At 45.4% G+C, this 16,038-nt stretch carries 15 protein-coding genes and 2 tRNA genes; 5 read left to right on the forward strand and 12 right to left on the reverse strand.

All coding sequences use genetic code 11. The annotated features are described in order from the left end of the window. Positions 1-36: 36 nt before the first annotated feature. On the forward strand, positions 37-1,362 hold the full coding sequence (locus tag V7O66_RS10145) for a serpin family protein (RefSeq protein ID WP_406660200.1): 1,326 nt from the start codon (positions 37-39) through the stop codon (positions 1,360-1,362). A 368-nt stretch (positions 1,363-1,730) separates the two neighbouring features. Here V7O66_RS10145 and V7O66_RS10150 read toward each other — a convergent pair. Continuing rightward, positions 1,731-1,803, reverse strand: a tRNA-Asp gene (locus V7O66_RS10150). Positions 1,804-1,888: 85 nt separating this feature from the next. After that, positions 1,889-1,997 (reverse strand) — tRNA-Tyr (locus V7O66_RS10155). An 11-nt stretch (positions 1,998-2,008) separates the two neighbouring features. On the opposite strand from V7O66_RS10155, the gene V7O66_RS10160 reads away from it, so the two are divergent. Continuing rightward, positions 2,009-2,176 carry a hypothetical protein gene (locus V7O66_RS10160; protein WP_406660201.1) on the forward strand — a complete coding sequence of 56 codons (168 nt, stop codon included), beginning with the start codon at positions 2,009-2,011 and terminating at the stop codon, positions 2,174-2,176. A 20-nt stretch (positions 2,177-2,196) separates the two neighbouring features. On the opposite strand, the gene V7O66_RS10165 is transcribed toward V7O66_RS10160, so the two are convergent. After that, positions 2,197-3,387, reverse strand: coding sequence for a methionine adenosyltransferase (locus V7O66_RS10165; protein ID WP_406660202.1), 1,191 nt, complete (start codon positions 3,385-3,387; stop codon positions 2,197-2,199). 257 nt (positions 3,388-3,644) lie between these two features. Here V7O66_RS10165 and hisG point away from each other — a divergent pair, with 257 nt between their 5' ends. From hisG to hisB, 3 genes are read left to right on the forward strand one after another with little or no spacing between them, the layout of a single operon-like run. Continuing rightward, positions 3,645-4,499, forward strand: coding sequence for an ATP phosphoribosyltransferase (hisG, locus tag V7O66_RS10170; protein WP_406660203.1), 855 nt, complete (start codon positions 3,645-3,647; stop codon positions 4,497-4,499). Between the two features lie 6 nt (positions 4,500-4,505). Continuing rightward, positions 4,506-5,246 (forward strand): 1-(5-phosphoribosyl)-5-[(5-phosphoribosylamino)methylideneamino]imidazole-4-carboxamide isomerase, encoded by a 741-nt coding sequence (gene hisA / locus V7O66_RS10175; protein ID WP_406660204.1) that lies wholly within the window; start codon positions 4,506-4,508, stop codon positions 5,244-5,246. A gap of 23 nt (positions 5,247-5,269) precedes the next feature. Then, positions 5,270-5,845: an imidazoleglycerol-phosphate dehydratase HisB gene (gene hisB / locus V7O66_RS10180; protein ID WP_406660205.1), complete on the forward strand. Its 576-nt coding sequence runs from the start codon at positions 5,270-5,272 to the stop codon at positions 5,843-5,845. 3 nt (positions 5,846-5,848) lie between these two features. Here hisB and V7O66_RS10185 read toward each other — a convergent pair whose 3' ends face one another. The 9 genes from V7O66_RS10185 to V7O66_RS10225 all read right to left on the reverse strand — a co-directional run bounded on the left by V7O66_RS10185 (position 5,849) and on the right by V7O66_RS10225 (position 15,974). After that, entirely contained in the window at positions 5,849-7,957 is a 2,109-nt protein-coding gene (locus V7O66_RS10185) for a MutS-related protein (protein WP_406660206.1), read from the reverse strand. Positions 7,958-7,972: 15 nt separating this feature from the next. Continuing rightward, complete coding sequence (locus tag V7O66_RS10190; protein WP_406660207.1) at positions 7,973-8,809, reverse strand: DUF4130 domain-containing protein; 837 nt, start codon at positions 8,807-8,809, stop codon at positions 7,973-7,975. Further along, positions 8,806-9,948: a radical SAM protein gene (locus tag V7O66_RS10195; RefSeq protein WP_406660208.1), complete on the reverse strand. Its 1,143-nt coding sequence runs from the start codon at positions 9,946-9,948 to the stop codon at positions 8,806-8,808. The genes V7O66_RS10190 and V7O66_RS10195 overlap by 4 nt, the downstream gene beginning before the upstream one ends. A 108-nt stretch (positions 9,949-10,056) precedes the next feature. After that, positions 10,057-10,611, reverse strand: coding sequence for an ArsR/SmtB family transcription factor (locus V7O66_RS10200; protein WP_406660209.1), 555 nt, complete (start codon positions 10,609-10,611; stop codon positions 10,057-10,059). Positions 10,612-10,690: 79 nt separating this feature from the next. After that, positions 10,691-11,674, reverse strand: coding sequence for a TIM barrel protein (locus V7O66_RS10205; protein ID WP_406660210.1), 984 nt, complete (start codon positions 11,672-11,674; stop codon positions 10,691-10,693). An 8-nt stretch (positions 11,675-11,682) separates the two neighbouring features. Beyond that, entirely contained in the window at positions 11,683-12,885 is a 1,203-nt protein-coding gene (locus tag V7O66_RS10210; protein WP_406660211.1) for an adenosylcobinamide amidohydrolase, read from the reverse strand. A 147-nt stretch (positions 12,886-13,032) separates the two neighbouring features. After that, entirely contained in the window at positions 13,033-13,863 is an 831-nt protein-coding gene (locus tag V7O66_RS10215) for a CAP domain-containing protein (protein ID WP_406660212.1), read from the reverse strand. A gap of 225 nt (positions 13,864-14,088) precedes the next feature. Further along, a complete protein-coding gene (locus V7O66_RS10220; RefSeq protein ID WP_406660214.1) occupies positions 14,089-15,495 on the reverse strand; it encodes an MATE family efflux transporter in 1,407 nt (468 codons plus the stop codon). Continuing rightward, on the reverse strand, positions 15,492-15,974 hold the full coding sequence (locus V7O66_RS10225) for a MarR family winged helix-turn-helix transcriptional regulator (protein WP_406660215.1): 483 nt from the start codon (positions 15,972-15,974) through the stop codon (positions 15,492-15,494). Before V7O66_RS10225 ends, V7O66_RS10220 begins: the two co-directional genes overlap by 4 nt. Between the last annotated feature and the right edge of the window lie 64 nt (positions 15,975-16,038).

Here is a 16,038-nt window from a genome sequence, read left to right on the forward strand (position 1 = left end):
ACGAAGATATAAATATTCATACACTACATGTATTTTATGAACTTAAAGAAACTTAGATATACAGTTCTGCTTTGCATAGTTCTTTCAGCATGCATTGGATGCACAGATACATACTCGGAATCAGGTCCTGCAGAAAATATAAATTCCACTGATGCAGAAGTTGTAAACGAAATTGTCCCTGTAGTTAGTGCAGAATTTGCTAGCGTAGATAAGGACGCCATGATAAGTGCAGATTCAGTTGATAATTACGACATATCAACTGCAAACAATGCATTTGCCTTCGATATGTATGCCAAACTCAAAAATGATGGCGAGAACTTTTTCTTTTCACCATATAGCATATCCACTGCAGTATCTATTTGCTATGATGGGGCTGAAGGTTCCACAAAAGAACAAATCTCAAATGTGTTTTACTATCCCCTCAGCAAATCCATTCTTGGAGAGAGTTCAAAAGAAATGATAGATACAATCAATTCTGAGAATGATGAATATGATCTTCAAGCCGCAAATGCATTGTGGGTTCAAAATAGTTACCAATTGAATGAACAGTACATTTTCAATGCGGAAAATTACTATAGAGGAATGATAACACCCCTTGACTTCGTAAACGAACCCAAAGCATCTACTGATACTATCAATAACTGGGTTGAAAAAAAGACAAATGAGAAAATTAAGAATCTCATATCCGAAGATAAAATAAGTCTACAAACACGATTGGTAATCACAAATACAATTTATTTCAATGGAAAATGGGTGCATGAATTTGACGCAGATGACACACGAACAATGCCTTTCACCCTTTCAAGTGGTCATGAGAAGAGCGTACCTACAATGAACAATAGAGAGCAGTTCAACTATGGAGAGAATCAAAAAGCAAAGATATTGGAGTTGCCATACAAAGGCGATAACCTGTGCATGTACATGGTGCTCCCAAGAAAGAATAATATTACAAAGTTTGAGAATGGTTTTACTCTCAAAGATTATAGTGAACTAAAAGACAATATGAATTCTGAAGGTTATGTGAATATCTGGATACCAAAATTCACATTCAAGACAGGAGCTGAACTAAAATCCCCATTAACAGAAATGGGAGTTATTGATGCATTTAATCAAGAAAAAGCTGATTTCTCAGGAATAGCAGCAGACGGAAACTTAGTAATATCCGAGATTTATCATCAGGCATTCGTAGACGTACACGAAAAAGGTACTGAAGCCGCTGCAGCAACGGGAGTGATCATAGAGGAATGCGCAATGGACTCCAGCAGAGAATTCAAAGCAGACCATCCATTCTTGTTCTTTATTGAAGATAAAAGAACAGGCAGTATACTATTCATGGGAAAGGTCGAGGAACCAGAATATTGAGGTATGCAATTAGCATTTATCCTCATTTTTACTTTTTATTTTCAGAAAAATTTTAAAATTGGCTCATTCCCACACATAAACCCAGAAACAGATCAAAAACCCACAAAGCCTGAAACTAGAACCAAAGCCATAACCAGTGTAAGATACAGGAATACGAATATCATTATTTTGAATAGATTGGAGTTCCCACTATTGATCATACGTACCACATACTAAAATTATGAAGCACCGCATAAATAAATTTTTAATATTCTGAGTTTATTAATAGTGGAATGATAAAAACCAGTTAGAAAGCAAAAAAGAGTAGAACTCAGGGTTCGTTAAATTAAAGAAAAAAGGGACCCGGATAAACCGGGGAAGTAATTTAGCGCCCGAACCGGGATTCGAACCCGGGTCGGAGCCTCGACAGGGCTCCATGATAGGCCTCTACACTATTCGGACACTTGCGGATTAAGTCTTGCTCATTTCGCTTGTGAGCACCCCTAAGAGGCACCCATTGCATATAAAGCTTTCCATGATTTGGAAGTCCCGCCTCCCAGACTCGAACCGGGGACATCGCGGTGCCTGCGCGTTATGTGATCATGTCACATGAATCAAACTACAGCCGCGCACTCTACCAACTGAGTTAAAGCGGGTCAATCAAATCATGCACCAGCGCTGCATTGCTGCGCCATGCAACTCCAAAATACGCATAATCGTACTTATCTCTTTCGCCAGAGAGGCATATTTGTTCAAAAAACAGGACTTACAGTACGGAAAAGCAGTGGATCTGAAAAAAAGAATGTTCAGCATCCCAAAACGGGATGCCGGATAAATTAAGAATATATCGCGTCTCTAGAAGGTGTTTAGCTCGCCTTTGATGACCATATCTGTGATCTTGGTGATATTGCCAAGCCAGTCATCAATGACAGATTCGGTCTCAGCCCTGACGGATGCGAAGTTTGCACCATCTGCAGGAATGATCTGCGCGCTGGCAACAAGAGGCTGGTCTATTGGCTGACCTATCTGTGAAAGCAGTCTGATGTAGACATCCTGCACCTCATCCACCTGCTTGACAACATCCCTTGCCATCTGGGTAGAGAGCAGGTTGTATATCTTGCCTATGTGGTTGATCGGGTTCTTACCACTGGTTGCTTCCATGCTCATTGGTCTGCTTGGGGTAATAAGACCATTACAGCGGTTTCCACGGCCTACTGAACCATCGTCACCCATCTCTGCAGAAGTACCTGTGACAGTCAGGAAAACAGAGTCACACTTGTCTGCAGCGTTGATGCGGGTAACTACACTCCTGTCGGTGCGCTTCAATGCGAGATCTGTAACATAGTCAGCCATCTCTTCCTTGATGTTCATGTAGTGGTCGAGGTCATCCACGTACCTGCCTACCATACCACAGCATATTGTAAGGGAAATGTCTTCGCCGTCCCTCAGACCCATTACCTTGATGTCAGTTCCAATTCCAGGAATGGACTTCTTCAGGTCGGTGATGAGCATCCTTTCGGATTCCAGGACTATCTGCTCAAGTTCTGAGAACGGAGCGTGACCCACACCAAAGGAGGTGTCGTTAGCCACTGGCAACTGGTCCCTGTTGAAAACATCCCTGAGATCGGATGAACCGGTACCGAGCTTACAGTCAACTATCATGTCGCTTTCAAGGTCAAGATCTACAATGGTAGTTCTCAGGTATTCCCTGGCTGCCTTGAGGGCAACTGCCTCAGCGGGGATCTCCACACCTTCGAATTCCTTTGTAGCCCTTCCCACAAGAAGAGTATAGATAGGCTGCATTACCTCTCCGCCACCAAACTGCGGATTGGAACGACCTGCTACTATCTGAGTCTCGTCAGTATTGTGATGGAGTACAACACCGCATTTCTTTATGTATTCTGCACATAATGCACGGCTGACTGCCTCGGCCAGACCGTCTGCGATACTGTCAGGGTGCCCTACGCCCTTTCTCTCCACAAGCTCTATCTGCTGTTTTTCTACGGGCGTTTCCATAAGGTGCTCTACTTTGATATTGCGTATCATTTGCCATCCTCATACAGATTAATAGTATTGTGAACGATTAGAGAGAATACATAATTAAAACCATAATCAGGTATCCTTCTCTATACCAACTGGTCATTCCATATTTAATATTTACCATTAGGTTCCATTACCTGTGGTAATAATTAACACTGACACAAATTAGGGAACTTACTATATGGCAGCGTGAAATCTATATGTTATAAATGTCTTTGAAAAAACGTTCAATTGACAATTTAATCTATTCAGAAGGCTTTCCAATGATACGTATCGCAATACCCAATAAAGGACGTTTACATGACCCAACGGTCAGTCTGCTCAAAGAAGCAGGCATCCCTGTACTACAAGGAGGTACAAGGAAACTATTTGCAAAAACCACCGACCCTGAGATCACATACCTCTTTGCACGCGCTGCAGACATACCTGAATACGTACAGGACGGAGCAGCCGATGTTGGCATCACCGGAATGGATCTCATATCCGAAACCGATTCCGACGTAGATGTAATGCTTGACCTTAACTTCGGTGGATCCAGTCTGGTGCTTGCAGTCCCCGAGGATTCCACCATTGCATCCTCAAGCGAACTTGAAGGCATGCGTGTTGCCACAGAATTCCCCAACATCACAAGAAAGTATTTCGAGAACCAGGGAATCAACATTGATATCGTAAAGGTCAGCGGCGCCTGTGAAATGACACCGCACGTAGGTATTGCAGATGCCATAGTGGACATATCAAGCTCAGGCACAACCCTTGTCACCAACCACCTGAAAATGATAGAGAAGGTATTCACATCCTCAGTTTACCTCATTGCCAACAAAAATAGCAGGGAGAACAGTGACAAGATAGGACAGATCCAGACAGCTGTGGAGAGTGTCCTGCGCGCCAAGGGAAAACGCTACCTTATGATGAACGTACCCGCAGATTCCCTGGAAACGGTCAAGGAAGTATTGCCAGGTCTTGCAGGGCCAACTGTCATGAAGGTCGAATCCGATGAATCCATACTGGCAGTACACGCAGTCATTGATTCTGATAATATATTCGCCACAGTGGACAAACTCAAGGGAGCAGGTGCCAAAGACATACTGGTAGTGCCCATAGAAAGAATGATGCCTTGAGGTAACATGAGCTTTGAAGTGATTCCCGCAGTGGATATGAGAAACGGCAAGTGCGTTCAGCTCGTGCAGGGAGTACCCGGCAGCGAAATGATATCACTTGATGACCCCGTGGCAGTTGCAAAGGACTGGGTAGCACAGGGTGCAAAGACACTGCACCTTATAGACCTCGATGGTGCAATTGAGGGTACAAGGCAGAACGCACCCATCATAGAGAACATAGTATCCGAATGCAAGCCCATGGGAATGAAGATACAGGTTGGCGGCGGTATTCGCTCCTATGAGGATGCAGCAAGCCTTCTGGAACTAGGTGTGGACAGAGTGATAATCAGTACCGCAGCCATCAACAACCCCCAGCTTGTGAAAGAACTTGCAGATTCCTTTGGATCCGAACATGTCAATGTTGCCCTTGATTCCAAGAACGGGAAGGTCTCCATCGAAGGCTGGAAAAAGCAATCAGACCATACTGCTGTTGAAATGGGCATCAAGTTCGAAGAGCTTGGAGCAGGCAGCCTGCTTTTCACCAATATAGATACTGAGGGACTCATGCAGGGAGTCAATACCAGACCTACGCAAGAGCTCGTGGATTCCGTAAGCATTCCGGTGATCGCATCAGGCGGAGTCACAAGCCTTGAAGACCTTATCACCATAAGGGAAACAGGTGCCACTGCAGTAGTTGTGGGAAGTGCCCTGTACACAGGCAAGTTCACACTGACAGAAGCGATAAATACCATCAGCGAAGATTTATAAAATATAATAATAAGGTGCATGCCATGAGAGAAGCAAGTATTTCACGAAAGACCAGCGAGACGGACATCCAGATGAAATTGAATCTAGACGGCACTGGTTCATCAAATATAGACACAGGCATTGGTTTTTTGGACCACATGCTCACTGCATTCTCAAGGCATGGCAATTTTGACCTTGTTGTCAACGCCACAGGCGATCTCATTGTAGATGACCACCACCTCATAGAGGACACAGGTATCGTACTGGGACAGGCAATCTCAGAAGCCCTTGGTGACAAGGCAGGTATTGCCAGGTTCGGGGAAGCCCGCATACCCATGGACGAGGCACTGGCAGATGTGGCACTTGATCTGGGAGGACGCAGCTATCTTGTACTGGAAGCTGAATTCAAAGCAGCAAAAGTAGGGGAGTTCAGCACCCAGATGGTAAAACACTTCTTCGAATCAGTTATCCAGAATGCTAAGATCAACATGCATGCACATGTCTATGGCGACAACGACCACCACAAGATAGAGGCACTTTTCAAGGCTTTTGCATACGCAATGAAAAGGGCAACTGTCGTAGAAGGAACTGAGGTCAAAAGCACTAAAGGTTCACTGTAACCTTTAGAACTTACTCTTTAACCTGTCATAGAAAGCCTGTTCTGCACCATCTGTTTTTCTTGAAAGTCTCTCAACTATCAATTCGGGAGTGCTCCTTGCAATATAATTGTAGCGAGGGCTGCGATCAACCACAAGGTTGAGGTCCGCATCAAGACCACTGGCCTCTATACCATCTACCCTGATATCACGATCCGTACTTTCAAGTATCAGTTCAGAAAGATGGGATACGAATACCGCCATACTGTTCTCGTTCTCAGAAAGTACCTCAAGAATCCCTGCAATGATCTTTGCAGATGCCCCTGGTTCTGTTATAGATTCAAGCTCATCCACCAGAACCATCTTACTGGAATCATCGGCAACTATAGAGAACTCCTTTAGAGTAGTCTCAAAAGCACCGGCATCCAGAGTCCCCTTGGATTTGGCAAAATAATAGAATCCATCGGTAAGGGATACCTGCAAAGTGCTTGCAGGGACAGGGAAACCCATGTGAGCAAGAATAACGGACTGGGCAAGCAGTTCAAGCATTGAGGTCTTACCTCCGGAATTCACACCGCTGAGCAGCACAACACGGGAATCATCATCCGGGCTGAAACTGTTATTTCCAATGGAATAATTGATGGGGACAACAGCTCCGTGCCTGGAAAGTAGGAACAGGTTCCTCCCATCCTCAAAACCAAGACCTGTATCATCCAACAGTTCAGGCATCACCAGTCCGTAAACACGGGCAAAACAACCTATACTGAAACCCACATCAAACTCAAGCACCGACCTGACCATGTTCCGGGCAGTATCAAGATATGAAAAAAGCAAACGCGCAATCTCACGTTTATGTTCCACCTGGTTCCTGGAAACCTGCTGTATGACATACTGTCTGAAAGAAGATACCATTTCAGGATTCACTTCCAGAGGATGTGCGATCTCCTCGGGGAAAAAAGAATCTATTAACAGGGATTCCTTCCTCACCAATCCCAATCCAGTACAGAGTTTATCGCTGCACTCCTTTACCACAGAATGATAACTTGAGTGAAGCGTCCTGCCCAGCAACTCCTTGAGCTCAACAGAACCCTTCATGACCTTCAACATATCCTGGCCGTTGAGGGTCAGTTCACTTTTCTTAAGGTATTCATCAAGCTTCAGGTTTGCATCCTTTACTTCATCAGAGACATATTGAGCAAGATTCTCGATGATGAAATTCAGCCTATCCACCTCTTCATCCGTACCCTGCATGATATTGCCATCCTCATCGATTACTGCAAGGGCAGAGGAAAGCACATCTATATCATCATCAGATACGGAGCCCATGAAGTCGATTCCCTTTGAGCGAAGCAGTTTCACGACCTCAATGGCAGAGATTATGCTTTCAAGATTCTTCGAAAAAGAGATTATATCTTTTTCAGGGATTATCTTCCAGTCAGCCACCTTCTCAATATCCGAGAAGAATTCCGGGCTCACATCTTCAGGGAACTCAAATGAGAGATAGGTATCATCAGCCACGATAACATGTGAATAACCCCGGGCAATATCAATGAACTCCGACAACGAACGTACCAGTTGCACATCCAGCAAATTGCCAAAGCGTGACCTGGAATACTCATATGTTTCATGATCCCCGGTTATTATCACACGGTCACGTACCTTCGGGAGATTGTACTTGAAATTGAGCTGCTTTACCTTTTGGAGGAGAGGAATTATCGATGGCTCATCTTCCAGGACCTCTGCAGTATCCATGTAGCTTGACATGGACTCACGCATTTCCCGTATCATTTCCAGCTTGCTTGAAGGATAGGGGAAAAATATGTTCAATTTATCTCTTGCATAATCAGTGTGTGCAAATGTCTTGATGATATCAAGCAGTTTCTCATAGACATCCATTGCCTCCTTGGTCTTCAGAAAATCGGATACATCTACCCCGTCTTTTCTCGACCTCACGTCATGCACAAGGGAAACAGCATAGCGCTGCCCAATACCATCCACCTCGGAGATACTGGCAATATCCCCGCCAACTATAGCTTCAAGCGCCAGCTCCTCTGTTCCAAAATGTTCGACAAAACGCCTTGCCATCTTGCCCCCTATACGTGGGACATCCTCCAGACTTCTGATCTCTGTTGACATAAAAACTCACAACCATTAACCTGTGAAACCATCCAGAGTACAATTGGCAATACCGCGCTCAACCTTATACCGGTCCCTCTTGGACATTTCACTCATTGAGGAAGATACCTTGGGCTGTACTTGCTTAGCGTGCCTTTTATTCCTTCTGTTAGTTATCATCTGGGAATCATAATAGATATCCCAGAGTTCGTCGACTCCCTCACTTTCCCGGGAGGAACTCAGGCTCTCCACAAAAGAAGAGCGTATACTCGTAAAATTATCCATTCCCACATACCGACCATTGCCTATCCAGGCAATATCCCTCTCCACAACCGATACAGGAACATCAGGATTCTTAGCGGAGAGCCACCTGCAGAACATATCCCCGATATGATGAGGAGAATCCACATCCACCGATAGCATACCGTTCACAAAGTCCGGACGTGCGAACATGCATAGCCTTTGATAGGAACGTGTTACATCGCGCATATAATTGTAGTATTTTTTCCCGATGCGGGTTTTACCCGAATACAGCATATCTGCATTGCCCCTGCAGGAACATATGAAATTCACAAGCTCCGCAGGATTGCATTTTGAATGCCTCAGTACAAGGTCGATATACCGCTCCATACCCGGATCCCCCTGGAACATACGGTCCTTCCTTTTCCCGAGGAGTTTTACCGCAAGTTCAGAGCAGTTCACCGAAGGTCTGAATCCAAGAGTCCCCACATCACAGTTCATTCCTGAAAATGAGAGTTTACTCTTAAGCTCAGTCATATCCTTTGCAAACACCAGGCCAGAGCCCGGGTGTTCCAGCAATTCGAAGCATGCCAGAAGCACACCTTCCGCGTTTTCCTTAAAAGCTATTATCATGACCCTGCCCCCAGAAAAGAAGCAAGGTTTGTCTGCCTCCCCCCATTTATCTCAATGAAAGGTCTTGCCCTCTCCATCACAACTCCCATCCTCATAAGTTCCTTTTCAGATAGAAGCGGTCTTGACTGCACTATTCTCTTGGCACCAACCGGACCTATACCCGGCACCAGTAGCAACTCACCCATGCTGGCTGAATTGATATCCACAGGGAAACGCTCAGGATGTGCCTGTGCAAGCAGCATCTTGGGATCCTGGTCATAAAGGAGACCTGAATCATCGTAGATCGCATCGAAGTCAAATGCCTTCAAACCATAGTCCTTAAGCAAAAATGAGGTCTGATACAAGCGTATCTCCCTCCAGTGAGGGGATGCTTCATTGTTTTCAAGAGGCGTGGAAGGCACAGGGTCAAAGCTCATAAAATAAGGACGTCTGAGCTCATACTTATCCATGAACCTATCCACGGTCCTCACTATATCCCTGTCAGGTTCAGACAGTGCTCCGACCACGAACTGGGTGTCATTGGCACCGACAATACGTCCACCATAACCTGCTTCCTTCCTTTTCTTGTTTATGAGGTCCCTTGTCCACTGAAGTCTCTGGAGTACATCTTTATTATAGTCAAAATTCGGACATATCTCGGAATAATTAACAGAATTTGTAGTTTCGGCATTCACACCGAACTTGTTGGCATAGTCAGCGATCTCCTCAAGCAGATACCTGGGAGTTCCTGGCATGACCCGCATATGAATATAGCCTGTAAAACCCTGATTACGCAGTAGTTGAGCAACCTCAAGCTGCTGCTCCGCTGTCTTTTCAGCATCCCCGATGATACCGGAGGAGAGGAACAAGCCCTCTATTGCATTCTTCCGGTAGAACGACCAGGTTATCTTCGCGATCTCCTCCGGAGAAAGAGTCGCCTTGGTGGAATCCCTGCCACACCTGTTAGGACAGTATGTACATTCGCCAGCACACGCATTTGTGAGAAGTGTCTTGTAAAGCTGGATACAGCGCCCATCGGGTCCGAAAGCATGGCACACTGCACTCTGGTTGCAACTGTCATACTTAGTTCCTGCAGAGAGGATCTTCATCCTTTCTGAGAGAGTGAAATGGTGTTCGTTCACAGACTGACCCTTATTCATTACACCTATTTGGATTAATGAATATATATGTGAGAACCAAGCGGAGTGAAAGTATTCAGAAAAGACCAATAAAAAAGAATTAAAGTAAAAATGAAGTGCAGATGAAGATCACTCTTCTTTTACTTTGACCTTAACCTTGAGGAAAGTCACAGGCTGGAGTTTCTTCCACATCACCGTGGAATCCTCATCAAAGGTAAAATCACTCACATTCTTTTCAGAGAAGACACCGTTCACTTCATAGACAAAAAAACCATCTTCGCCATTTGTGGAAACAATATTTTCCTGACCCCTCACATTCCTGACCTCTACAACTGCAGCTTTCTTTAATGCTGCAAGTAAAGTACCACCTTTCTCGACCTCCACGGTCTTTGAAGGTGCAAAAATATCCAGTGCATTGAAGATATTCCTGTTGTGGAGCTGAAGTACATGGGTTTTCCCATAGACCTTCCTGAAGACCAATTCTGCAGCTTCAAGGATATTCGCATGTTTTGCCGCAACTGGAACTGAAATATCCAGAGACCTTGCAAGCTCGGAAATATGCATCTCACCCTCAGTGAGCTTTTCCAGCATCCGCAGGCGAGTTTCGCTCCCGAGAGCACTGAAAAGCTTTAGTCTATCTTGATGTTCAGGGTCATCATTTTCTTTATTATCAGGTGCACTCATAACTATGAATAATAGATTTGAATTCTATAAAAATATTCCTAACACAAAAAATGCAAAATACTACAACGCATTGCTTTCATCACAGGTGATGTAATGCTGACCTCTGGGTACTGATCTTCTGATCTATTGTCTCAAAATCACCAAGCATAAATTCGTGTGTGAGGTAATCAGGAGAGACATATTCCACAATTTTAGAGCAGCCACTGCTCTCAAAGGGAAGATGATTATCTATTTTTGCTACTACATCCATGACTTTTCCGAAACGCTCAGAGAACGGAAGCTCCCGGAAGTTTTCAGGAAGCAACATTGATTCATTCTCCTGCATGAAATCCCCGGAAAGACTATGATGAAAATGGATTCCCTCGAATCTGGACATCATCTCATCAGAATATCTTGAAAGCACCTCAAGAACCACATCTATGGACTCCACCTCATCGGTACATATCATAGTGGCATTCATTAAGTGTCCCACATCCAGCACGAATGCCCAGTTGTCAAAATCAAGCTGCTCGATGAAGTATTCAGTATCCTCCGGATCCAGGAATGTTAAACCAGGCCACCATAGATTCTCAAAGAAAAGCCGTACTGGCGGTTCACCATCCGGATAGATATTTACAGCCTCATTCAGAAAAGCCGCAGTGCTGTCCATAACATCCCTGTCGCTACAGTTAAAATCACGGGTGAACACGTTTTCAAGTTCCACATATGCCACATGGAATACGCCATATGCAGCACCAAGTGAGAGGGCATTATCCAGGGACTGCCGGAAGTTCGAGATGACATCATCCCGGCAGCACCCACCGAAGAGGAACATCTTTTCAAATTCATCCATATCAGAAGAGAAGACCGAATCATCCAGCCATGCCCTGTGACGCCCCATCCAGTAAGGAAGATGCACACCTTCTATGAGATGAGCGGGGATATCAGGAAGAAGAGAATTGTCTACGAAAAGCTCTATGCCATCAAGCTCATGCTTCTTGAGAAAGTCCTTGATGTTCCCCCAGTCCGAATCAAATACTCCCAGATCGGACTCGTAAAGGGACAGGTTCATTAATTCTTTCATCTAACTCCTCATTTTCGGGATTCACTACACTCATCCGTGCTCTGGCAGTTCCCGTTCTTGATCAGCCAGGAGCTTACCCTGAGCCAGTTGTCAAGTATGGAATCCTTCTCATCCAGAAGACTATCGAATGGAACTTCATTTTTGCTCTTCAGCATTTCCGGAAGACCTTTCATAATGGATATTGCCACCTTCCTCCCAGAGGTTTCCGGGATCAAACCCCATGATATCTCATCAAGCAGGTGCAATACCGAACAGGTGCTCCCCACAAGGAAGGGATTGCGGGAGATGTCACGAAGGTCCCTAAAAAAGCGGGACTTGCGGTTCTCCCCCTCTAATCTGGAAGCAACATTCCAATAAGCTGCTTCGTCTATTCCAAAGCGTTCAAGGCGTACCATCATATCCCTCTGGTTTATGGGAGACAGTTCCGACTGGAGTTCCAACGCCTTTTGGGTAGCCTCGATAACTGTCAGACCTATCAACTCCCCCAATTTGGAATGTTTTCCGGAATCCGTAAGATGAACAGAGCTGTTGCGATCTGCAACAATTGCAATCATATCGGTTCCTGAGCCTGTGGCAATACCATTTGAATAGCGACTGGGTGCCATTAATTGCTGCAGGGCTGCAGCCTTTGCCTCACTTGCAGTTACAATTGCCCGGTTCATTGCATAGGCTGGGAGATCTGCACCTATAAGCAGGATGGTATTGATGGTCCCCTGGATGAACATATGGGAGCCATTCTCCTGATAATATGATGCCGGGTCCCCAACCCTGCCGCCATTGACCTCTATGCCCCCCGTAACTATGCCAGTGACTTCAACGCCCCTGAATGAGCGGGTTACTATGGCAACATTCTCCATGCGGGCTGCTGTGAGCAAGCCGCTCGAATATGCAGGATTAAGTCCAAGATCTCGCGAAACTATTTCCAGGTAGGCAGAAACATTGCCCCCCTCGAGATCCTTTGAGCCCTTTACAGCCTTGGACACCTTATGATTGAATATGGCCCTGAGGTCTTCCCTGTAACCTCCATTCACCCAGGATGTTGTGATGGTACTCCTGCCATCTGGCAGTGACACTATGATAGAATCAAGATGTCTGTATACCTTCTCACCGCTGGAGGTCTCCAGCAAAAGCGTGGCATTTTCATCCGGCCCGGAGAAGTATTGTTCAGAACCGTCTTCGGAAATATCCATTTTTTCTGATGTCCCCTTCATGCTATCGCATATCTAAACTTACTATGTTAGGTACTGCTTATAAAGATTGCATTTTAGTTTCACGACAGATACTGGAAGGATATCGAAGCATCAGAAAAGCAAGGACATCTGAAGATGCCAGAAGTCGTTAAAAAGGAATGAAAAGGCCTACTTGTTGTAGACCTTGGCAAAGGCACTGAAATCGATGATATTAACCGACCCGTCATCATTGAAATCCGCCCATGCACTTTCCATGGTTGCTTCGGTATTATAGACCTTGGCAAAGGCACTGAAATCGATTATACCAACCGCCCCATCTCCATCAAAGTCACCTTTGACTGACTCTTCGGATTCTACAGTCCATGTCCACGACCTTGAAACTGATTCCTGTGAATCGGTCACCGACACTTCCACACTGTGAGTACCTGTGGATTGGACGTTTGGCTCATAGGAAGATGAGACTACATCATTTTCAACCCTGACCATGGCACCATCGAGATACCAGGAAACATCAGATGGCAGGTTCATGCCTACACTGAATATCTGGGAAGAGCTGCTCGAACTTACAAGCTCCCCTGAAGGATAGGAATCCTCAAGCACAAGAACAGGAGTTACTGAATTGCTCCAGCCAAAATCCTGCGTGTACATTGCGGTGTTTGGATAAGACAGGTAACCACCCACCCATATGCCGATGCCTATCTCATTATAGTTCGGATTGAGGATATTGGCTCTGTGTCCCGGGGAATTCATGAGACCGTCGTGGGCAATTTGCACACTAGGAGGGTACCTCATTGCAATGTTTTCCCCTGCATATGTCATAACATAGCCGCTGTCCAGTATCCTCTGGGCAAAGCCGGTACCGTCATAGGAGTCATGGGAGAAATAATCCATTTCGATCATTTCCTTGCTGTGCTCACTTGCCACCTCATTGAGCAATGGATTGAACCTGAGGGGGTCAAGACCATTCTGTGACCTTGCATCATTTATAAGATCCAGCATCTGCTGTTCCTCATCCGAGTATTCGTTGGATGCGCTTGAAATTGAAACAAGACACGATAAAAATAAAAATATTAGGATCAAAGAGCGTATATTGAACATTTTTTACCTTCAATTCATTTTTAAGAGAATTGTAGATACTAAAAATAAGACCGTATATATAAATATGGTATTAAAAAAAGAGAGGAGTAAATAAGTCAAGAAAGTGAGACACACTTCCCACCCTGTTCACTCAACTGGCTCTGCCACCGCATGGGGAGAGCTTCCAGGCCTCAACAGCCCCCCTACGTAGACCCTGGCCCAGATATAGGTTATTATCGACCCTATACTGTTACCGATAACCAGCCCCCACCACACACCTACCAAACCGAAGCCGAGGTTGAAGGCAAAGATGAAAGAGAACAAGGGAACTAGTATAATAGCACGCACAATGGTAGCCGTGAGAGAGTAGTTTCCTTTTCCAACCCCCTGGAAGAGCGAGGACGAGAGCATACCCAGGGATACTGTGGGATAGAAGAGGCATATGATCCTCAGGAATGTCACCAGATCCGGGAATATGTGGATAGCACTCTCCGACCTGGTAAACACATATGCTATCTGCGGAGCCAGTATAAAGGTGAACACCGCCACAGCAGACTCAACCAGGAATCCTATCTTTGTGGCATATATGTGAGATGATGATACCTTTTCATATGACCTCTGCCCATAGGCGAAACCTGTCATTGTCACCACAGCCGTGGCAATACCGATAAGCGGTGCGATGGCAATGGTGGCAACACGCCAGCCTACGGTATAGATCGCCACACCATCGGTATCACTTACTGATATTATTATGGCATTCATGAAGAGCATCATCAAAGCCATGGAAACCTGCTGTATGGATGACGGTACACCCACCTTGAAGATATCCCTGAGTATCCCCCTGTCGAAGCTGAAATCCTTGAAATCAAATGATAGGTATGTATCCTTGCGGAAGAAGAGCCAGTTGGACATGAATATCGAGGAGACGGCAAGGGATATCACAGTGGCCCATGCTGCGCCTGCGATACCCATTCCCATCCAGTATATGAGTATGGGATCCAGAATTATGTTCAGAACTGATCCCAGCACCATGGCATACATAGCTCTTTTAGTGTCGCCTTCGCTGCGAAGGATGGCGTTTGCCACGTTGGGGAAGAACAAAAAGAGACTACCAGCGAAGATGACCTTACCGTATGAGGCTGCCATGGCTGCAGTTTCCCCGGCGCCTATTGAAACGAATATGCTCCGGGCAAATATCAAGAGAGGAATCGCGAAAACAAGCACCAGTATGAGCATCAGGATCATGGTATGGACTGCCACATTATCCGCTTCCTGCTTGTTGCCTGCACCGAGCTTACGGGATATGGCAGAACCGCCACCTATCCCAAGCCCATTGGAAAGCGCTATGGCTGCAAAGAAGAAAGGGAAGACAAAGCCCACTGCTGCAAGTGCATCAGAACCCAGGCCGGATACCCAGAAGGTGTCTACCAGATTGTACAGGGTCTGAATTGACATGGCGAACATCATGGGCACTGCCAGTTTGACTATGGCTTTCTTTGGATCCCCCAGCATGGTCTCCATGCCGGAACTTTTCCTATTGCCCGTCTCTTTCATTTCATAACCTTCCGGGCCTCATTCTCAGAGGAAATGTTATCTACAGTCCGCATCAGCATTGATATAAAAGACATAGTTTCCTCCTCTGTGAAACCCCGCAGTAACACATCATTGAGCTGAGAGCTCACATCCTTGATCACAGGTTCCATTGCCCTTCCCTTTTCTGTGAGGCAGACCATGTAGGCACGCCTGTCATCGGGATCTCTTTCCCTGCTGACATAGCCCATTTCTTCAAGTTTGTTCATGGAACGTGTGATGGTGGCCCGGTCATACTTCAGGCAACTTGCAAGCTCTTCCTGCTTTATACCATCGCAATGCAAAAGGCGCATGATAAATGGGAACTGACCGCTCCCGATACCATATGGCTCCAGTTCCTTTGACACATATATCTGTATGGACCTGAAAAGATGAGATGTATATTTTCCGATGGATTCCTGGATAGTATGCCTGTCAATATTGTTTTCTTCAAGATCATTCAAGGGCTTCACCTATTTGTTGCATTCGCAACTGTTGCATATGCAACAAACTATATGAAAGTACCCA

Source organism: Methanolobus sp. ZRKC3 (genome assembly GCF_045291275.1).
GTDB lineage: Archaea > Halobacteriota > Methanosarcinia > Methanosarcinales > Methanosarcinaceae > Methanolobus.